We start from the raw sequence: 19,671 nt of genomic DNA on the forward strand, positions 1-19,671 counted from the left end.
ATCATCATGCGTTTTAAAGCTGTCGCCGCTCAATTCCTTGTCATCTGCTGCGCGCTTTCACCATCCCTTGTGCAAGCACAAGATAAACCGGTGCAACTGGTCGGTCTTGGAGACAGTCTGATGGCGGGTTATCAACTGCCGCCGACGGACAGCTACACCGCCCAATTGGAAGCCGCGCTGAAGGCCAAGGGCATGGATGTCACCATTACCAACGCTGGCGTTTCCGGCGACACGAGCTCAGGCGGGTTGGCACGAGCGGACTGGTCCGTACCGGATGGAACGGATGGCGTTATCCTCGAACTGGGTGCCAATGATGCGCTACGCGGCGTTTCCCCTGACGAGACGGAGAAGAACCTGGATGCGATTATATCCGGTTTCCAGAAACGCAATATTCCGGTTCTTCTGATGGGTATCATGTCTCCGCCGAACATGGGTGATGATTACGCCAAACGCTTCAACCCCATTTATCAACGCCTTGCAGAAAAGCATGGCTTACAGCTTTACCCGTTTTTTCTTGATGGTGTCGTGCTGAATGAAGCGCTGCAACTGGAGGACAGGATGCATCCAAACACNAAAGGCGTGGCCGTGATGGTCGAAAAATCGACGCCGACGGTGGAGACCTTCATCAAGGCTATCGGTGAGCNAAAAAAATAAGCGCTTGCACCAGACAGCGTTGCATGATTCGCTGTGCTTGTTCTGCCAAAAGATTCGGGGAGCTCGCCATGCCGAGACTGTTTACCGCCCTCGAAATTCCGCGCAATGCGGCAATGAGTCTCTCATTGTTGCGCGGTGGTCTACCGGGAGCCCGGTGGATCGACGTGGAGAATTATCATATCACCCTACGCTTTATCNGGGATATCGACGGGCGCACCGCCGATGAGGTCGTCAACCGGCTAGACCGGATAGACAGACCAGAATTTCCCGTCAATCTGACGGGGATAGGATCATTCGGTTCGAAAAAGNCCCACTCGATCTGGGCCGGCGTTTCCCCTTCTGCGGAAATGACGGCGCTGCAAGGGGAGATAGAGCGGATTTGCCAGAGACTGGGCCTTCCACCAGATCCGCGCAAATTCACGCCGCACGTCACCCTGGCACGGCTCAGAAACTCAAGGCTGGATGATGTCGTCCACTATCTCTCGGGACGCGGAGATTTTCGCACATCCCCCTTCACGATCGCCCGTTTCGTGCTGATGTCGTCGAAGGAATCGGTCGGTGGCGGTCCTTACATCGTTGAAGAGGAATTTCCTCTTCAGGAGGCATGGCCCGTTTCCAGCTTTTCCAGTGCGGGGATACAGCCGTCCAAAAGCATGGTGTAAACGGTCTGAAAACCGTCTTCATCACCGTAATAGGGATCGGGAATATTCTCGCTTCGGCCAATTGCATACTGGCTGAAAAGATGGATTTTGTGCCTGTACTGAAGCGGGCAAGTCGCCCGTAGCCGGTCAAGATTATCTTCATCCATGGCGAAGATGACATCGAAGTCCAAGAAATCCACCGCCCTGACCTGGCGCGCTTTCTGACTTGAAATGTCGATGCCATGTTGCCTGGCAACAGCGACAGAGCGTGGGTCTGGCGGATGGCCAGCGTGCCAACCTCCGGTGCCAGCCGAATCGATCAGAAATCGACCTGCAATGTTCTTTGTCTCGACCAGATNGGAGAAGATGCCCTCGGCCAATGGCGAGCGACAAATGTTTCCCATGCAAACAAAAAGGACAGCTATGCGNTTCATAGATCATATAAAGCAAAACTATGAGGCAGTTGTGCGATAAGACTTGGCAGAAATGCCTCATCCACAGCAAACATAAGGGGAAGCTCATGCAATATGCCAAACTCGAGAGAGACGTCATCGAAAGGGAACTCGCCGAGCTACAAGGATGGACCCTGCGGGAGGACGGGCTGGCAATCGTCAGAGCCTACAAATTCTCGAACTTCGCGGAAGCCTTCGGTTTCATGGCGCAATGCGCATTGGCGGCTGNAAAGCTCAATCATCACCCCGAATGGTCGAACGTCTATTCCCGCGTGAAGGTTTGCCTGACGACGCATGACAGCCAGGGAATTACCGAACGAGACTTTCTTCTGGCAAACGTAATGCNAAAGGCAGCAGCGGGCAGGAGCGATTGAACGGAAAGGCTGCGCGCCTATATAGGGTCCATGACCAAAGGACACACGACGATGGATGACGTGAAAATTGGTGAAATACTTCTGTCCGGCGAGCCTGACACGCAGGAACAGCGCGAGCAACAGGTTCGCGCCAAGTTCTGGCCGAAGATGAAGCGTGTGATGAGCAAAGTGCCCTTTGCCCGCGATGCTGCAGCCGCATATTATTGCGCGGTGGACCGGGAAACACCGTTTCGTGCCAAGGGTGTTCTGTTTGCAGCCCTTGGCTACTTCATCATGCCGATCGACGTTGTTCCAGACGTTTTCGCCGTCATCGGCTTTACCGATGACATTGCTGNTTTAACGGCTGCCCTTGCCATGATCCGCGCCCATATCNAAATGGAACACTATGAAGCCGCCGACGCTGCCCTCGAGCGGTTGCGCGATGAGTAACGGCTCTGTGATTGCTTGTGCGAAGCTGCGCTAAACACTGACAAATTCTTGCCTGAATCTTTGTGTCATTGCTGATTGGGTGGCCACGTCATGTGTTTGCTTTTCGGTCATTGGACGTCGCTTATCTGTTACACAGCAGTGCAAATCTCGAGTTTTAGCGTTGGCGTTGACGGTTTGGTAACCGATCTTTAGCCAATATCATCATGACGGACCCACCTCGGCATCGGCCCGGCGCCAGCGTTCGGCCAACTGGAAGACAATAAACCCGGCAGGAAATTCAATGTTTGTAAGAAGTGTAGCAACCGCAGTCGCAATTTTGTTGACCAGTGTCGGCATAGCCTCTGCACAGTCGCCCACGCGCATCCAGCAGTTCAACGCATGGGGTGCCTATTCGTACAAATCGGGTAAAAGCACTGTCTGCTATGTTCTTTCTATTCCGACAACCAAAGAACCCGCAAGCGTCGATCACGGCGATATCTTCTTCATCGTCTCCCAGCGTCCCGGCCAGAATATTTCCTACGAGCCACAGGCTATGGTTGGTTATTCTCTCCGCGAAAGCTCGAAGGTCAACGTCACCATCGACAGCAAGAACTTCGTGATGTTCACCAAGGACAAGGCCGCCTGGGTTGAAAACGCTGCCGAAGAACCCGCACTCGTTGCTGCCATGAAGGTCGGCAAATCCATGACGGTCAAGGCAACCTCGGCTCGCGGCACCGCGACGTCCTATTCCTATTCGCTGTCTGGCATTTCGGCTGCTCTGAAGCAGATCGAAAGCTGCAAGTAAGCACACCTGTATCAANTTTGAGATGGCCGGTCATTGACCGGCCATTTGCGTTTTAGCTGNTTTGATGCTAAAGGCGCGGCAACAAATACAGGCGGAAGCGCGAAACGTGCCCCGCCTTTGANTTTTCTCCACATGCAGACGATTTTCGCCTCACGTTCAGGCCTGNTTTCCGTTCTGCGATGGCCGATGGGATAAGACGATGTCCGTACTGGAAGCGACCACCGGTCTGGTGGTCAAAACGCCGATGATTTCGAATGCCGACCTCATGTCAGAAAAGCCGACGCTGATCGGTATGACACGTGAGGAAATGGCAGATGCGCTGATCGACATCGGCGTGACCCNAAAGCAGTCGAAAATGCGCGTCAGCCAGCTTTGGAACTGGCTCTATGTGCGCGGAGTCTCCGATTTCGANCACATGACAAATGTGGCCAAGGAACTGCGCGAAAAGTTGAAACTCCATTTCACCATCGCGCGCCCGGAAATCGTTGAAGAACAGGTTTCCAACGACGGCACCCGCAAGTGGCTGATGCGCTTTCCACCACGCGGTGCAGGTCGCCCGGTCGAGATCGAAACCGTTTATATTCCCGAAGAAGGTCGCGGCACATTGTGCATTTCCAGCCAGGTTGGATGCACGCTGACCTGCTCCTTCTGTCACACCGGAACGCAGCGTCTGGTACGCAACCTGACGGCGGAAGAGATTCTGGCGCAGCTTCTGGTCGCCCGTGATCGTCTCGGCGATTTCCCGGACCGTGAAGCGCCGCAGGGTACGATCATGCCCGCAGAAGGCCGCAAGGTCTCCAACATCGTCATGATGGGCATGGGCGAACCTCTCTATAATTTCGAGCACGTCNAAACTGCTTTGCTGATCGCGACCGATGGCGATGGCCTGTCGCTTTCCAAGCGCCGTGTAACGCTCTCTACCTCNGGCGTCGTGCCGGAAATCTTCCGCACCGGTGAAGAAATCGGCGTGATGCTGGCGATCTCCCTACATGCGGTGCGCGACGAGCTGCGCGACATGCTGGTGCCGATCAACAAGAAATATCCGCTGAAAGAGCTGATCGATGCCTGCCGCAACTATCCCGGCGTGTCGAATGCGCGGCGCATCACCTTCGAATATGTGATGCTGAAGGACGTCAATGACAGTCTGGAAGATGCCAAGATGCTGACGCAGCTTCTGAAAGGCGTTCCGGCCAAGATCAATCTTATTCCCTTTAATCCATGGCCGGGCACGAACTACCAGTGTTCCGACTGGGAGCAGATCGAGAAGTTCGCGGATTTCATCAATCATGCGGGTTACGCCTCACCGATCCGTACTCCACGCGGACGAGACATCCTCGCCGCCTGCGGTCAGTTGAAGTCGGAATCCGAGCGCATGCGCAAAACAGAACGCATGGCGTTCGAGGCGATGATGATCGCCAATCATGGCGCGGACGACTGATAAAGAAAAAGAATTGATGGGTGCGTTCAGCGCTGCGCGATTGATTTCGTTTTAACCCTTTCTTAAAGAGGGCCAAGAAAACAAAACAATCGGAGGAATACCCCATGCGCGCACTGATTCTGGCGCTCGCCGCCGCAACGGCCATTGCCCTGCCTGCGAAAGCTCAAGATGCGACGGTAGCCGTCACTGCCATCGTTGAACATCCAGCACTGGACGCGGCACGCGATGGCGTGAAGGCAGCGCTTGCCGAAGCTGGCTACAAGGAAGGCGAAAACCTGAAATTCGTCTACCAGTCCGCGCAGGGCAATCCCGGCACCGCATCGCAAATCGCGCGTCAGTTTGTGGGCGATGCACCTGATGTCATCGTTCCCATTTCCACACCCTCTGCGCAGGCCGTTGTCGCCGCTACCCGTGACATTCCCATCGTCTTCACCGCCGTATCCGATCCTGTCGGTGCGCAGCTGATCAAATCCATGGAAAAGCCCGGCCGTAACGTCACTGGTCTCTCAGACAAGCTGCCGGTTGCCGAGCATCTGGCGCTGATCAAGGAAATTACCCCCAACGCCAAGACCATCGGCTACATCTACAATTCGGCCGAAGCCAACTCGGTCTCGACGCTTGAGCTTCTGAAGACAGAGGCAGCAAAGGTCGGTCTGACAGTCGTGGAATCCGTGGCCACCAAGTCTGCCGAAGTGCAGGGCGCGACCCGCGCGCTGGTAGGCAAGGCTGACGTGATCTACGTTCCCACTGATAACACCATCGTCTCGGCCTTCGAAGCCGCGGCTGGTGTTGCAGCCGAGGCAAAAATCCCACTATTTGCTGCAGATACGGATTCCGTTGCCCGCGGTGCGATCGCCGCACTCGGTTTCAACTATTTCGACGTGGGCAAGCAGACCGGCGCCGTTGTGGTTCGCATCCTGAAGGGCGAAAAGCCTGGCGACATTCCTGCGACCGTTGCCGTCGGCACCGATCTCGTGTTGAACAAGAAGGCCGCTGAAAAGGCGGGTGTAACGTTCCCTGAAAGCGTAACGAAACGCGCGACCAAGATCATCGACTAAAAGGCGGCTTGCCTTCTCCGTCATCCTCGGGCTTGTCCCGAGGATCTACCCACGTTCAATGAAAGTTGGACGGCAGCAGATGCTCGGGACAAGCCCGAGCATGACGAAAGAGTGGTTGGCGGCACGAGTGGCAGTCTAAGGACTGTTTCAATTGCAGCCCACATCGCGGTGGGGCACAAACCAAGGAATTCTACCGTGAGTCAAATCGCATTCTGGGGTGCCGTCGAACTGGGGCTTGTCTTTGCCTTTGTCGCCATCGGCGTTTATCTGGCATTTCGCGTCCTCGACTTCCCAGATCTGACGGTCGATGGGTCGTTTCCGCTGGGCGCAGCAGTTGCGGCGGTGCTGATCGTTGCGGGGTTTAATCCTTGGGTGACGACGGGCGTTGCCATGGTTGCGGGTGCAGCAGCCGGTATGGTGACGGCGGTCTTGAACGTCCGGTTCAAAATCCTCAACCTTCTTGCCTCGATCCTGACGATGATCGCGCTGTTTTCCGTGAACCTGCGTGTCATGGGCAAGCCCAATGTAGCTCTGCTCAATCAGGACACAGTCATCGAACCCTTCTACGGCTTAGGCATTGCAGACTATCTGCTGCGCCCGCTTTTCGTCGGTGTCCTCGTGGTGATTGCCGTCATCCTCGTCTGGCGCTTTCTGGAAAGCGATGCGGGCCTTGCCATGCGGGCAACCGGTGCCAACGCCAGAATGGCGCGAGCACAAGGCGTGAAGACGGGTAACCAGATCTATCTCGGCATGGCGCTGTCCAATGCGCTGGTAGCGCTAGGTGGTGCCCTGTTTGCACAGACCAACGGCTTTGCCGATGTGACCGCCGGTGTCGGCACCATCGTCGTTGGTCTTGCCGCCGTCATCATCGGTGAAACGTTGTTCGGCGCGCGCGGCATCTTGGTTGCGCTGATCGGCTGTGTCCTAGGCTCCATCGCCTATCGCCTGGCAATCCAGCTAGCGCTCTCCAGTGACGCACTTGGTCTTAAAGCCTCCGACCTCAATTTCGTGACCGCCGTGCTAGTCGCCGTCGCGCTCATTCTTCCACGCCTGCGCCGCGGGGGAGCAACATCATGATTTCATTGTCCGACATTCAGGTCGTCTTCGGGCGCGGTACGCCGCTGGAGAAGAAGGCACTCGCCAAGGTCGACCTCACCATCGAGGACGGCTCCTTCGTCACCGTCATCGGCTCCAACGGTGCCGGAAAATCCACGTTACTCGGTGTTCTCGCTGGCGACGTTCTGCCAACTGCGGGGAAAGTGACCATCGGCGATGTGGATGTGACCCGCAAACCGACGGCAAACCGGGCAGGCCAGGTGGCCCGCGTATTTCAGGACCCATTGACGGGAAGCTGCGGCACCCTGACCATTGAGGAAAACCTCGCGCTTGCCGCCGCGCGCGGCAAAATACGCGGACTTCTGCCCGCGCTTGGCGGCGGACGGCGGGCGNTTTTTCAGGAGCGGATCGCGTCCTTGAACCTTGGTTTGGNAAACCGGCTGAAGGACCGCATGGACCTTCTCTCCGGTGGTCAACGTCAGGCGGTTTCTCTGGTCATGGCAACGCTTGCTGGTTCGGATGTACTGCTGCTGGATGAACACACGGCTGCACTCGATCCAGGCATGGCGGAGTTCGTCATGGGCTTGACGCAAAAGGTGGTGGAAGAGCGCAAGCTGACGACTCTGATGGTGACGCACTCCATGCGCCAGGCGCTGGATTATGGCGACCGCACCATCATGCTGCATGCGGGCGAAGTCGTTCTCGACGTCTCCGGCGAAAGCCGCAAGGGACTGCAGGTGGAAGACCTGATCGAGATGTTCCGCAAGATACGCGGCCAGACATTGGATGACGATGAGTTGCTGATCGGCTAGAATATCCAAGGAAAAACGCCGTGCGCCTGGGGTAGCACACGGCGTTTCGTTGCACCGNAAAGATTACATTTTCGGCAGCAAGACCTTATCGATGACATGAATGACGCCGTTCGACTGCTTGACGTCTGCAATCGTCACATCGGCCACGTTGCCGTTCTCGTCGGTCAGCGTGATCTTGTTCATGCTCTGCTTGGCTTTCAGAACGCAACCACCAACGGTTTTCACATCATGGGTGCCACCATCGTCCTTGATCATCTTCTCGATGGCTGTGGACATGGCGTCAGCTGCAACAACATGGCAGGTCAGGATTTTCGTCAGCTTCGCCTTGNTTTCAGGCTTCAGAAGCGTCTCGACGGTTCCCTTTGGCAAAGCGGCGAAAGCTTCATTGGTTGGCGCGAAGACCGTGAACGGACCCTTGCCCTGCAACGTTTCCACCAGACCGGCGGCCTTGACGGCGGCAACAAGCGTGGTGTGATCTTTCGAATTCATCGCATTTTCAACGATGTTCTTGTTGTCGTACATCTCAGCACCACCAACCATCGGATTCTTGGCTTGGGCTGCGAATGCAACGGTGGAAACGGCTGCGGCAAGCGCAATTATGCGCAGGCTGGACGTCATCATGGCGTTTTCTCCTCTGGTTCCGATAATCGCCATCAGCGTTTTGCAGGTGACGTATCCGGTACATGAGAAGATACGGGCCATGTTCAGGCAAAGTTTCAGCTGTACTGAATTATTTTTTAAAGCTGCCGTGTCGTTCCGCTGGCAAGCACGGGACCGGTGGGNTTTCCAGTTGGAGAGCCGCCATATGGCTCAAGGCTGACGGCAAGCGTCATGCCGTCTTGAAGCTGGCTACGCATGTCGGCGGGAATCATCANTTCAGCGNTTTCATGCGGATCAACGAGACCCAGCGAGTAAGGTGTGCCATCCTCCTTGACCAGCCAAAGCTGCAGGGACTTCTGCGCTTTTTCACCAGCCGCCATCGGCGTCAACACCATGCGACCGGTGCSGGCGTCGTAGGATACCATCAATGCCATGGGATCGTCGGGTGAAGACAGCTCCGCCATGTAGGACATCTTTTGAGTCTGCGAAGACCAGGGCAGCACCACGAACGAGCCTGCTGCAAGGACTGCACACGCCGTGGTCAGCGCGCTGACGCCGCGCCAGAAAGCAAGAGAGCCCCACAATGATGGCAGGAAGCCCGCCTTTGTCTGTTTATCTGACTGGAACAGGCGTGATTCAATCGCCACATAGGTCGAAATATCAGGCGCAACCGGCTTGTAGCTCTCGTTGAGGCCGGCAAAATGGTCCTCCCATTGCCGGACACGCCGTGCGAAAAAATCTTCGGAGCGAATACGGTGTTCAACCTGCCGCCGGTCGTCCGCAGACAACACGCCAAGCACATATTCGGCGGCGATTACGTCGTCCTTTGGAATATCGCTATCGTCAGGTTTGGTCATCGCTCCATGCACTCTTTCAGCTTGATGAGACTACGCCTCAACCATGTTCGCATCGTATTCAACGGCACCAGGTAATGCTCCGCCAGGTCCTGATAGCTCATGCCATCCAGATAGGCTTGCCGGACGGCGTTGGCCCTGNTTTCCTGCAGCTCTGCAAGACATAGGTCTATGCTTCGGCCGGAATCCTTATGCAGCAGTGCCTGTTCCGGGTCCGGCGCAGTCTCTGCCAGATCGGGAACATCGTCCAGTTCACTGGCGATCGGTTTACGTGAACGGATAATATCTATCGACTGGTTGCNGGCGATGGCTGCCAGCCACACCTCGGCAGTGCCGGACCTAGCAGAAAACAGCTGCGCGCGCTGCCATATTTTTACATAGACCTCCTGTAACGCTTCGTCTGCGTCAGTACGGTCTTTGAGTATACGAAGACATATCGAGAAAAGTTTCGGGCTCGTTAACTTATACAACGAAGCGAATGCTTTGCGGTCTGACAAGGCCACAAGGCCGATCAGCGTGGTCAGGTCGTCTTGCCGCATCGTTTCATCCCGCCACAAGGCCAGTTCCCGATTGGCACGCAAGCTGGCAGGGTGCTCCCTAAAATGCAAGCGCCACTTTCAGCAGCTTCAACGAAACATCACTGAGCCTGCGCGNAAAAAATCTTTGCGGCAAAGACGGAGAAAACGCCTGCAATCGTATAATCCAGACCACGCAGGACCTTGGCGTTGCTTTGAAGCCAGCCGGAAAGACGATCTGCTGCCACGACGATACCGATGCCAATCGGCAGGGCGACCACGATCGACCATAGGCCAAGGAAAATCAGCTTTCCGGTTACGTGCGGATCAGATGCGCTGACGAATTGCGGCAGAAACGTCATGAAGAAGATGATGACCTTCGGATTGAGCAGATTGACCCATAGGCCATTCAGCAGTGCGGACTTCTTGGAAGCCTTTGCCTTCTGCTCTCTGGGACGCTCCATCACGAAATTCGAGCCCTTACGGATGGCCTGTATGGCCAGCCAGACCAGATAGGCAGCACCACCCGTTTTCNAAACGAGAAAGGCAGTGGGCGAGGCCACGATGAGAGCCGCTACCCCAAAGGCGACAAGCATCGTATGCACTGTAATACCCAGATTGGTACCCACCAGCGTCATGAAGCCGGCGGTACGGCCTTCGCGCAGGGAACGGCTGATCCAGAGCGTCATATCCGGGCCAGGCGTGACCGACAGAAGCAGAATGGCAATGGTAAAAGCAATCAGGGTTGGCAGGCTGGGTAGAAAATCCACGGCGGCACCACACTCGCAAAGGGTTGATGCCTGTTCATAACGCCGTTTCGCGAGCCTGCCAACTGCCCGATNAAAGAATGCCGCGCGCAACGACGCGGCAGGTAGATCAGCTGTTCAGGAACGACTTGAAATCATCGCTGTAGGCTTCGTGCCAGCGCGACAGAGGCGGTCGANTTTCCACGATATCGCTCGCAGCCCAAAGGATGCGTTTCTCATCTGTCTTCCGGTTGACCTCACCGTCAGGACAAAGAATGTAGAAATCACCGTTGCCGATACTATCAATCATGAAGTCGACCGTCTGTTCCGGCGTCCACGCCCCGGATGGTTTCTCCGTCCGGCCGTTGGCAGTGAGGCCGGTAAAGACAAAACCGGGAATGAGAAGATGGGCGGAAACATTACCGTTTGGTGTATTTCTCAACTCATACTGCAATGCCTCGGTAAAGGCCTTCACACCCGCCTTGGACACGTTATAGGCCGGATCGCCCGGTGGCGTGGTAATGCCCTGCTTGGAGCCGGTGTTGATGATGAGACCATGCTCACCATNGGCCAGCATGCCTGACCCAAACACACGGCTACCATTGACCACGCCCATAAGATTGACGCCGAAAACCTTATCCCAATTGGCCTGCGGCCCGAACATGGCGCTGCCGGGCTGGACGCCGGCATTGTTCATCAGCACATGGACGCGCCCGAAACGCTGAATCACAGCACGCTCCAGCGCTTCCAGTTCGTCGAGTTTCGAAACGTCTGTTGGAATGGAGACAATCTGCTCGTTGCCATTCTTGGCAAGCGCAGCGATCTCACTTTGTGCAGCACCCAGTTTTTCTCCGTCGAGGTCAACAAGCACGACGCTCATGCCGAAACTGGCGAATTTGCGGGCAGCGGCGAGGCCGATACCGGATGCAGCGCCGGTAACGACGGCAACATTGTCTTGAGCAAATGCGTTGTGAAGGATCGTCATTGGTTTCTCCNTTTCGCCACCGCTTCAAATACCCGGTAGCGACGTCCCATGGAACCATGCGCTCTACTGACGCAGTGATTAGTCTAGTCGTATCAGGCCGCAAAGTCACATGAAGATGAAAGCGTTGCATCGGAGCGCGGTTTTGCATTTTTGTTGCAAGCGCCGATAAACTCGCTAAAAGTGCCGAAATCCCAAGGAAATGGCGATATCCAAATGTCGCCGACACGCAAATGGATTTCACTGATGGCACTTCCTAAAGACGTAAAGAAAGTCGTTCTCGCCTATTCCGGCGGACTTGATACCTCCATTATTCTCAAATGGCTTCAGACCGAACTCAACGCAGAGGTCGTCACCTTCACCGCCGATCTTGGTCAGGGTGAAGAGCTGGCACCGGCGCGTCAAAAAGCCGAGATGATGGGCATCAAGGAAATCTTCGTGGAAGATGTGCGCGAAGAATTCGTGCGCGATTTCGTCTTCCCGATGTTCCGTGCCAATGCTGTCTATGAAGGCGTCTATCTGCTGGGCACATCCATTGCCCGCCCGCTGATTTCCAAGCACCTGATCGACATCGCCAAGAAGACCGGCGCCGATGCCATTGCCCACGGCGCGACCGGCAAGGGCAACGACCAGGTTCGTTTCGAGCTTTCCGCCTATGCGCTCAACCCAGACATCAAGATCATCGCGCCATGGCGTGACTGGACGTTCAAGAGCCGTACCGACCTTCTGAACTTTGCCGAACAGCATCAGATCCCTGTTGCAAAGGACAAGAAGGGCGAGGCTCCGTTTTCCGTCGACGCCAACCTTCTGCATTCGTCATCCGAAGGCAAGGTTCTGGAAGATCCGGCAGTCGAAGCTCCGGAATATGTGCACATGCGCACGATTTCGCCGGAAGCCGCACCTGACAAGGCAACCGTCATCAAGGTTGGTTTCCGCAAGGGTGATGCCGTGTCCATTAACGGCGTCGAAATGTCGCCTGCGACACTTCTGGCAGCCCTCAACGATTACGGTCGCGACAACGGCATCGGCCGTCTCGATCTGGTCGAAAACCGCTATGTCGGCATGAAATCGCGCGGCGTTTATGAAACACCCGGCGGTACGATCCTGCTCACCGCTCACCGCGCCATCGAATCCATTACGCTGGATCGCGGTGCCGCCCACCTCAAGGATGAGATCATGCCGCGTTATGCGGAACTCATCTATTACGGCTTCTGGTTCTCGCCAGAGCGCGAAATGTTGCAGGCTCTGATCGACAAAAGCCAGGAGCATGTCGAAGGAGAGGTGACGCTGAAGCTCTACAAGGGCAACGTCATGGTCACCGGTCGCGAGAGCGACAAATCGCTATACTCCGACAAGCTGGTCACCTTCGAAGACGACCAGGGCGCTTACGACCAGAAGGATGCCGCGGGCTTCATCAAGCTTAACGCGCTGCGTCTTCGTACATTGGCAAAGCGCAATCTCGGCAAGTAAGCCTTTAATCTACCAACGTAAAAGNCCCGGTCAGCTTCCTGCCCGGGGCTTTTTCATGTCTGCCTGCGCGATATGATCACGAAACCTATATAGCTTGCAGCCGCACCCAGTTCCATCATCGGAATGATAGTACCGAAGCCCGCCAAGGGTGATCCAAGCAGCGATGCCGCGACACCGGCAGCAAAGCCTGCGCTCATCTGGATAAAACCCATCATCGCAGACGCAGAGCCCGCAATATGCGGGAACGGCGTCATGCCGGCGGTGATGATATAGGGTGTCAGCAGTGCAAGCCCGAATGTCGCGACCGCTACGGGCGCCATTATCGACAGGAAAGAGGGTGTGATGAAGTGGACTGACAGAAAAATCATCACGCCGCCGAGCGCCGACATGCTGACCCCGATGACCGAGCAGCGAAGGTTTCCGATTCTAAGCGCAATCAGGCGCAGCATGATCGAGCCGAAGAAGTAGGAGCCGGATTGCATCAGCATTCCAATGCCGAACTCCGTGGGCGATAATCCGACGTCGTTGATCAGCACGAAAGGCAACATGGTGGATTGCGCATAGAGAGCGCCGACCGACCCGCCAAGTACCAGCGCCGACAGCAAAAAGCGCTGCGAGGCCAGAAGTTCGCCATAGGCGCTGAGCAGGCGCGACGGGCGAAGGCGAGTTGGGTCCGGTATTGTCGTTTCGCGAAGACAAAAACTGATTGCCATAATCGACATCAACCCGAAAGCGAGCATCAGCGCGAAAACCGATTGCCAACCGAAGGCCAGCAGAGACAGGCCGCCAATCGTCGGTCCTGCGGCTGGGCCAACCGCCAACATGATGCCGATGAGATTGAGAATGCCGGTTGCTTGCGGTCCACTATATTGATCTCGCACCACGGCGCGGGCGACGGTCACGCCAACCGACGCACCGATGCCCTGGATGAGGCGTGAGGCAAGCAGGATGTCGACATTCGGCGCGAAAGCTGCCAGCACCCCGCCAAGAAGATAAATCAGGAGAAAGAGGATCGTTGCCTTGCGACGACCAAACGCATCCGACATCGCACCGGACACAAGCTGCGCAACAGCGAAGCCACCGAAATACAGTGTCAGGCTCATCTTGATGGCCGATTCCGTCGTCGCAAACGCCCTGACGAGTTCCGGCATCGCAGGCGTATAGATTGCCATCGACACTGGCCCAAGTGCTGTCAGCATGGCGCCGAGAACTGCAGTGCGGCGAACCGTCATGGCGGGAGATATTGTGCTCACCTCTGGTTCTGCCGACTTTTTTCGCTGACTGCCGTTTGCAGATTTTTCTGCACGATCATCAGAAGCGCGTGAAATTTCTCAAAATTACCGCCGTCGAAACCACTGACCGCCTGATCTATCAGAAGGCCAACCTCCTCACGAACAGCAAGCAGCAGAGCGGAAGAGGTTTGCGTCAGGTAGATGCATTTGGAGCGGCGGTCGTCCGGGTTGGGGCGTCTCTCCACCAGTTCGAGCGATTCCAGCCTGTCGAGATAGGTGCAGACCGTCATCGGCTCGAGCCCGATGCGCGTGGCGATATCGGCCTGTTTGCTGCCATCAATGGCAGCAACGGTCAAAAGCGCCCTCGCCTCACCCGGCGTCAGGCCAAGTCCTGCGTCGCTGATACGACGCTCGAAAGCGCTGTTCAGAAACCGAACGCTGCTGTTGAGCAGGAATGCCAGCGATTCTTTTTCAGTCGAAGTGGCCATGCATCACCTGTTTCATAAGCGTTCCTTACTAAAAACTATGCAGCCATATGGCAAGGGACTGCGCACGTTGTTGATCCTCTGATATTGAAACGCAGCCACAGCCATGCCCATATGACGCATGAAGCGCATCTGCATGAGGACGAACCGATGACATCGACCACAGCCCAATATTCCGCCATCACGGACTGGAACGGAACAAACGGCCTGCCTCGGTTCGATGCTGTCAGAGATGAGGATTTTGCCGGTGCCTTCGAAACCGCGGTGGCAGCCCACGATGCGGAAATCGACGCGATTGCCGATAATGCAGAGGCACCCAGTTTTGCCAATACCATTGTCGCTCTCGAAGTTGCCGGAGATGCACTGTCACGTGTGTCTGCGCTGTTCTGGAACAAGACCGGCGCTCACACCAACCCTGACATTCAGGCGCTGGAGCGCAATATCGCCCCGAAAATGTCACGCCATTATTCGAAAATCGGCATGAACGAAGCGCTGTTCAAGCGCATCGACACGTTGTGGGAGAAACGCGACGAATTGGCCCTCACCGGTGAAGAGCTGCGGGTTCTCGAACGCCACTGGAAGGGCTTCGTACGCGCTGGTGCCAAGCTTGCCAAAGACCATCAGGAACGGCTGGCCGCCATCAACGAGGAACTGGCCGGGCTCGGCGCAAAATTCGGGCAAAACGTTCTCGCCGACGAGAAAAGCTGGAAACTGCTGCTCACCGAGGAAGACGAGCTCACAGGCATCCCCGATTTCCTGAGAGATTCCATGGCGGGTGCTGCGCGCGAGCATGGCGACGACGGCAAATTCGCCGTCACCCTGTCGCGCTCGATCATCGAACCGTTCCTGACATTTTCCGAGCGCCGAGACCTGCGTGAGCAGGCCTTCAAGGCTTGGGTCGCCCGCGGTGAGAACGGTGGAGAGACCGACAATCGCGAAACGGTGAAGCGCACGCTAGAACTGCGTGACGAAAAAGCAAAGCTTCTGGGCTACACCAATTTCGCCGCCTACAAGCTGGATAACACCATGGCGAAAACGCCTGATGCCGTGAACACGCTTTTGATGCAGGTGTGGGAAAAAGCGGTCGAGCGCGCCGGTGAGGAAGAAGCCGAGCTGGCAACTGTCATCAGCGATGAAGGCAAGAACCACGACGTCATGCCATGGGACTGGCGTCATTACGCCGAAAAACTGCGTGCGAAAAAATTCAGTTTTTCCGAGGCCGAGCTTAAGCCGTATTTACAGCTGGNAAAGATCATCGAAGCCTGCTTCGACGTTGCGCAACGACTGTTCGGCATCCGCGCCGTCGAGATGAAAAATGTAACCGCCTATCACCCGGATGTGCGGACGTTCGAAATCCGCAACGAAAAAGGCGATATCGTTGCGATGTTCCTTGGCGACTTCTTCGCCCGCCCATCGAAACGTTCCGGCGCCTGGATGAGCGCATTCCAGTCGCAGCACAAGCTGCCCCTGAAGAACGGTACGGTTGGTGAATTGCCGATCATCTACAATGTCTGTAATTTTGCGAAACCATCACAGGGCAAACCAGCGCTGCTTTCGCTGGATGATGCCCGCACGCTGTTCCACGAATTCGGCCATGCGTTGCACGGCATGCTATCCAACGTGACCTACCCGTCGGTCTCAGGAACGAGCGTTTCGCGTGATTTCGTTGAACTGCCATCGCAGCTTTACGAACACTGGCTGACAGTGCCCGAAATCCTTGAGAAATATGCCCTTCACTACGAGACGGGCGCTCCGATGCCGAAGGCGCTGCTGGACAAGGTTCTGGCCGCACAAACCTTCAATGCCGGTTTCAACACAGTCGAGTTCACCTCCTCGGCGCTGGTCGATATGGCGTTCCATACACGTGGTGCTGTCGATGATCCGATGGCCGTGCAGACCGAGGTTCTAGAATCGCTCAACATGCCGAAGTCCATCGTCATGCGCCACGCCACGCCACATTTCCAGCACGTCTTTTCCGGCGACGGCTACTCGGCAGGCTATTATTCCTACATGTGGTCGGAAGTTCTCGATGCAGACGCTTTCGCAGCTTTCGAGGAAACCGGCGATGCCTTTAACACCGACATGGCACGTAAGTTGAAAGACAACATCTATTCTGTGGGCGGCTCGGTTGATGCAGAAGAAACCTACAAGACTTTCCGTGGCAAGATGCCAAGCCCGGAAGCGATGCTGAAAAAGCGAGGACTGGTTTCAGGCCAAGCTTGACAAACAGCGCCTGAAAACTGTCATAAAACTCTGATAGGGCGTTTCTGCAAGGGGCTTATGTGGTAGCCCCCCTTTCGCTTTTGCNAAAAAAAGGTTATAGGCCCGCCAGACTAAATTGGCGCATCTCAAGATATGACGNCCCAACCTCAGAGATATTGAACAATGGCAATTCGCAACATCGCGATTATCGCGCACGTTGACCATGGCNAAACGACGCTCGTTGACGAGCTTCTGAAACAGTCCGGTTCGTTCCGCGAAAACCAGCGCGTTGCAGAGCGCGTCATGGACAGTAACGACCTGGAAAAAGAACGCGGCATCACCATTCTCGCCAAGGCGACGTCTGTCGAGTGGAAGGGTGTTCGCATCAACATCGTCGACACCCCCGGCCACGCCGACTTCGGTGGTGAAGTCGAGCGTATCCTATCGATGGTGGACGGCGCGATCGTTCTGGTCGACTCGTCTGAAGGCCCAATGCCGCAGACCAAGTTCGTGGTTTCCAAGGCGCTCAAGGTAGGCCTCAAGCCTATCGTCGCGATCAACAAGATCGACCGTCCCGATGGCCGCCACGAAGAAGTCATCAACGAAGTGTTCGACCTTTTCGCGAACCTCGACGCGACTGACGAGCAGCTCGATTTCCCGATTCTTTACGGCTCTGGTCGCGATGGCTGGATGAACGTCAACCCGGAAGGCCCTAAGGACGAAGGCCTGGCACCGCTGCTCGATCTGGTTCTTAAGCACGTTCCTGAACCAACGGTTGAAGAAGGTCCGTTCCGTTTGATCGGCACGATCCTCGAAGCCAACCCCTTCCTCGGCCGCATTATCACCGGTCGTATCGCATCCGGCTCGATCAAGCCAAACCAGGCCGTCAAGGTTCTGGGCCAGGATGGCAAGATCATCGAAACCGGTCGTATCTCCAAGATTCTCGCATTCCGCGGCATTGAGCGCACAGCTATTGACGAAGCCCACGCAGGCGACATCGTTGCCATCGCCGGCCTGTCCAAGGGTACGGTCGCCGACACGTTCTGTGATCCTTCGGTTACCGAAGCGATGACGGCGCAGCCAATCGATCCGCCAACGGTTACGATGTCCTTCATCGTTAACGACAGCCCCTTGGCTGGCACTGAAGGCGACAAGGTCACATCGCGCGTCATCCGCGATCGTCTCTACAAGGAAGCCGAAGGCAACGTTGCGCTGAAGATCGAAGAAGCCGAAGGCAAGGACTCGTTCTTCGTGTCCGGCCGTGGCGAATTGCAGCTTGCCGTTCTGATCGAAACCATGCGTCGCGAAGGCTTCGAACTTGCTGTATCGCGTCCACGCGTTGTGATGCAGAAGGATGAAAACGGCCAGACCATCGAGCCGATCGAAGAAGTCGTCATCGACGTTGATGAAGAACATTCTGGTATCGTTGTTCAGAAGATGTCCGAGCGCAAGGCTGAGATGACCGAGCTTCGTCCATCCGGCGGCAACCGCGTTCGTCTGAAGTTCCTGGCTCCAACGCGTGGCCTCATCGGCTACCAGTCCGAACTGCTGACGGACACACGCGGCACGGCCATCATGAACCGTCTGTTCCACTCCTACCAGCCGTTCAAGGGTGCTATCGCTGGTCGTGTTCAAGGCGTTCTGCTGTCGAACGGTTCCGGTGAAGCTGTTGCCTACGCCATGTTCAACCTGGAAGATCGCGGCCCGATGATGATCGAGCCGGGCGAAAAGGTTTACGCTGGCATGATCATCGGCATTCACACACGTGACAACGACCTTGAGGTCAACGTTCTCAAGGGCAAGCAGCTCACCAACATCCGCGCCGCTGGCAAGGATGAAGCCGTGAAGCTGACGCCGCCGATCCGCATGACGCTTGACCGCGCCCTGTCTTGGATTCAGGACGATGAACTGATGGAAGTGACTCCAAAGTCCATCCGTCTGCGCAAAATGTTCCTGGATGCCAACGATCGCAAGCGTTTCGACAAGGCAAAACTTGCTGGCTGATTTGCCAAAAAGTTTTTAATTCGAAGAACCCGGCCTCCGCGCCGGGTTTTTTGTTATCTGGCCTCTTCTTTACGCGCCCGGCATTTATTCGCGGGACTGAGTCGGACGGCGCTTGCTTCAATGGTAAATATAGCGTTAATTTTCAGGCTTCATCCACATGAATAGGCTGTGGGTAAGCTTCGAGCCGTTAACCTTTATGGCTGGTAAGTTTTCTCCGCCGGGGTCAGAATCGCGTTATGAAAACGTTATCCATAGACATTCGCCGAGCAGAGCCGGACGATGCGCGCGCTATTTCCGAAGCGCACAGGTCGTCATGGCAGCAGGCCTATGCGGGTCTCATTCCCCATAAGCCACTGCGGCAGATGCTGGACCGGCGCAACGAGACGTGGTGGCGCAAGGCGACACGCGGCTCGTCCACCATGCTGGTCGTGGAAATTTCTGGCATCGTTGCGGGATACACGACTCTGGGCCTCAGCCGGGCCCGCGGCCTTCCCTATGATGGCGAAATTTACGAGATTTATCTGCGGCCTGAATATCAGGGCATGGGACTAGGCTCTGTACTTTTCATCGAAGCGCGGCGTCTGCTGAAATCTCTCGGCTGCAACGGCGTTGTCGTGTGGTGCCTTGAAGACAGCGATGTCGCCAGCCGTTTCTTTCGCTCGCATGGCGGTAAGGACGTAGCGGAAGGCATGGAAGATTTCGACGGCACGCAGTTGCGTAAGCTCGGCTATGTCTGGCACTAACTCTCAATCCCTCACCTGCNTTTGAAACAAACGCGTTTTGACGTCTCTGTGTTTCGACAGGTGTACCATGTGGGTGCGGTTTGGCCTTCAAATACACGCGATTTTGCGCTATTGCGGCGGTAAGCGTTTATTATGGCCCT

21 protein-coding genes are annotated in these 19,671 nt (G+C 56.0%); 13 read left to right on the plus strand and 8 right to left on the minus strand.

Annotated features, from left to right (window positions below; genetic code table 11):
• The first annotated feature begins 6 nt into the window (after nt 1-6).
• Both CUC55_RS11515 and thpR read left to right on the plus strand, forming a co-directional pair.
• Nucleotides 7-654 (plus strand): arylesterase, encoded by a 648-nt coding sequence (locus tag CUC55_RS11515; protein ID WP_103087914.1) that lies wholly within the window; start codon nt 7-9, stop codon nt 652-654.
• A 68-nt stretch (nt 655-722) separates the two neighbouring features.
• Nucleotides 723-1,316 carry an RNA 2',3'-cyclic phosphodiesterase gene (gene thpR / locus CUC55_RS11520; RefSeq protein WP_103087915.1) on the plus strand — a complete coding sequence of 198 codons (594 nt, stop codon included), beginning with the start codon at nt 723-725 and terminating at the stop codon, nt 1,314-1,316.
• Here the strand turns inward: thpR and CUC55_RS11525 are convergent.
• Nucleotides 1,250-1,729, minus strand: a complete 480-nt coding sequence (locus CUC55_RS11525; protein ID WP_103087916.1) for a low molecular weight protein-tyrosine-phosphatase — start codon at nt 1,727-1,729, stop codon at nt 1,250-1,252. The genes thpR and CUC55_RS11525 overlap by 67 nt on opposite strands.
• 86 nt (nt 1,730-1,815) lie before the next feature.
• Between CUC55_RS11525 and CUC55_RS11530 the strand changes: the two genes are divergently transcribed.
• The 7 genes from CUC55_RS11530 to CUC55_RS11560 all read left to right on the plus strand — a co-directional run bounded on the left by CUC55_RS11530 (nt 1,816) and on the right by CUC55_RS11560 (nt 7,698).
• A complete protein-coding gene (locus tag CUC55_RS11530; RefSeq protein WP_103088003.1) occupies nt 1,816-2,121 on the plus strand; it encodes a 4a-hydroxytetrahydrobiopterin dehydratase in 306 nt (101 codons plus the stop codon).
• Nucleotides 2,122-2,172: 51 nt separating this feature from the next.
• Nucleotides 2,173-2,550 (plus strand): YkvA family protein, encoded by a 378-nt coding sequence (locus tag CUC55_RS11535; RefSeq protein ID WP_103088004.1) that lies wholly within the window; start codon nt 2,173-2,175, stop codon nt 2,548-2,550.
• A gap of 280 nt (nt 2,551-2,830) precedes the next feature.
• Nucleotides 2,831-3,334 (plus strand): invasion associated locus B family protein, encoded by a 504-nt coding sequence (locus CUC55_RS11540; RefSeq protein WP_067645988.1) that lies wholly within the window; start codon nt 2,831-2,833, stop codon nt 3,332-3,334.
• Nucleotides 3,335-3,578: 244 nt separating this feature from the next.
• Complete coding sequence (gene rlmN, locus CUC55_RS11545; protein WP_425352823.1) at nt 3,579-4,772, plus strand: dual-specificity RNA methyltransferase RlmN; 1,194 nt, start codon at nt 3,579-3,581, stop codon at nt 4,770-4,772.
• A 104-nt stretch (nt 4,773-4,876) separates the two neighbouring features.
• On the plus strand, nt 4,877-5,830 hold the full coding sequence (locus tag CUC55_RS11550) for an ABC transporter substrate-binding protein (RefSeq protein ID WP_067645992.1): 954 nt from the start codon (nt 4,877-4,879) through the stop codon (nt 5,828-5,830).
• 195 nt (nt 5,831-6,025) lie between these two features.
• On the plus strand, nt 6,026-6,907 hold the full coding sequence (locus CUC55_RS11555) for an ABC transporter permease (protein WP_067645994.1): 882 nt from the start codon (nt 6,026-6,028) through the stop codon (nt 6,905-6,907).
• A complete protein-coding gene (locus CUC55_RS11560; protein WP_103087917.1) occupies nt 6,904-7,698 on the plus strand; it encodes an ABC transporter ATP-binding protein in 795 nt (264 codons plus the stop codon). The genes CUC55_RS11555 and CUC55_RS11560 overlap by 4 nt, the downstream gene beginning before the upstream one ends.
• 63 nt (nt 7,699-7,761) lie before the next feature.
• On the opposite strand, the gene CUC55_RS11565 is transcribed toward CUC55_RS11560, so the two are convergent.
• From CUC55_RS11565 to CUC55_RS11585, 5 genes are all read right to left on the minus strand, one after another.
• Nucleotides 7,762-8,319 (minus strand): fasciclin domain-containing protein, encoded by a 558-nt coding sequence (locus CUC55_RS11565; RefSeq protein WP_103087918.1) that lies wholly within the window; start codon nt 8,317-8,319, stop codon nt 7,762-7,764.
• A 116-nt stretch (nt 8,320-8,435) separates the two neighbouring features.
• Nucleotides 8,436-9,155, minus strand: coding sequence for an anti-sigma factor (locus tag CUC55_RS11570; protein ID WP_103087919.1), 720 nt, complete (start codon nt 9,153-9,155; stop codon nt 8,436-8,438).
• Nucleotides 9,152-9,691, minus strand: coding sequence for a sigma-70 family RNA polymerase sigma factor (locus tag CUC55_RS11575; protein ID WP_103088006.1), 540 nt, complete (start codon nt 9,689-9,691; stop codon nt 9,152-9,154). The genes CUC55_RS11570 and CUC55_RS11575 overlap by 4 nt, the downstream gene beginning before the upstream one ends.
• A 98-nt stretch (nt 9,692-9,789) precedes the next feature.
• The gene (locus CUC55_RS11580) at nt 9,790-10,437 is read right to left on the minus strand and encodes a LysE family translocator (protein WP_103087920.1); all 648 of its coding nucleotides are present in this window, start codon (nt 10,435-10,437) and stop codon (nt 9,790-9,792) included.
• A gap of 106 nt (nt 10,438-10,543) precedes the next feature.
• Complete coding sequence (locus tag CUC55_RS11585) at nt 10,544-11,398, minus strand: SDR family NAD(P)-dependent oxidoreductase (RefSeq protein WP_103087921.1); 855 nt, start codon at nt 11,396-11,398, stop codon at nt 10,544-10,546.
• Between the two features lie 243 nt (nt 11,399-11,641).
• On the opposite strand from CUC55_RS11585, the gene CUC55_RS11590 reads away from it, so the two are divergent.
• A complete protein-coding gene (locus CUC55_RS11590; protein ID WP_067646280.1) occupies nt 11,642-12,865 on the plus strand; it encodes an argininosuccinate synthase in 1,224 nt (407 codons plus the stop codon).
• A gap of 53 nt (nt 12,866-12,918) precedes the next feature.
• On the opposite strand, the gene CUC55_RS11595 is transcribed toward CUC55_RS11590, so the two are convergent.
• Together CUC55_RS11595 and CUC55_RS11600 are read right to left on the minus strand one after the other, a co-directional pair.
• Complete coding sequence (locus tag CUC55_RS11595; RefSeq protein WP_067646002.1) at nt 12,919-14,097, minus strand: multidrug effflux MFS transporter; 1,179 nt, start codon at nt 14,095-14,097, stop codon at nt 12,919-12,921.
• A 17-nt stretch (nt 14,098-14,114) separates the two neighbouring features.
• Nucleotides 14,115-14,585, minus strand: coding sequence for a MarR family winged helix-turn-helix transcriptional regulator (locus tag CUC55_RS11600; RefSeq protein WP_067646004.1), 471 nt, complete (start codon nt 14,583-14,585; stop codon nt 14,115-14,117).
• A 147-nt stretch (nt 14,586-14,732) separates the two neighbouring features.
• On the opposite strand from CUC55_RS11600, the gene CUC55_RS11605 reads away from it, so the two are divergent.
• From CUC55_RS11605 to CUC55_RS11615, 3 genes are all read left to right on the plus strand, one after another.
• Nucleotides 14,733-16,805, plus strand: coding sequence for a M3 family metallopeptidase (locus CUC55_RS11605; protein ID WP_103088007.1), 2,073 nt, complete (start codon nt 14,733-14,735; stop codon nt 16,803-16,805).
• Between the two features lie 162 nt (nt 16,806-16,967).
• Entirely contained in the window at nt 16,968-18,788 is a 1,821-nt protein-coding gene (gene typA, locus CUC55_RS11610) for a translational GTPase TypA (RefSeq protein ID WP_103087922.1), read from the plus strand.
• Nucleotides 18,789-19,024: 236 nt separating this feature from the next.
• On the plus strand, nt 19,025-19,531 hold the full coding sequence (locus CUC55_RS11615; protein ID WP_067646008.1) for a GNAT family N-acetyltransferase: 507 nt from the start codon (nt 19,025-19,027) through the stop codon (nt 19,529-19,531).
• The last annotated feature ends 140 nt before the right edge of the window (nt 19,532-19,671 follow it).

This window comes from Agrobacterium bohemicum, assembly GCF_002896715.1.
Lineage (GTDB): Bacteria > Pseudomonadota > Alphaproteobacteria > Rhizobiales > Rhizobiaceae > Agrobacterium > Agrobacterium bohemicum.

Bases quoted from the DNA above. Each gene is read 5' to 3' on its own strand.
- CUC55_RS11540 (WP_067645988.1), top strand. From the start codon at position 2,831: ATGTTTGTAAGAAGTGTAGCAACCGCAGTCGCAATTTTGTTGACCAGT.
- CUC55_RS11550 (WP_067645992.1), top strand. From the start codon at position 4,877: ATGCGCGCACTGATTCTGGCGCTCGCCGCCGCAACGGCCATTGCCCTG.
- CUC55_RS11590 (WP_067646280.1), top strand. From the start codon at position 11,642: ATGGCACTTCCTAAAGACGTAAAGAAAGTCGTTCTCGCCTATTCCGGC.
- CUC55_RS11595 (WP_067646002.1), bottom strand. From the start codon at position 14,097: ATGACGGTTCGCCGCACTGCAGTTCTCGGCGCCATGCTGACAGCACTT.
- CUC55_RS11600 (WP_067646004.1), bottom strand. From the start codon at position 14,585: ATGGCCACTTCGACTGAAAAAGAATCGCTGGCATTCCTGCTCAACAGC.
- CUC55_RS11615 (WP_067646008.1), top strand. From the start codon at position 19,025: ATGAAAACGTTATCCATAGACATTCGCCGAGCAGAGCCGGACGATGCG.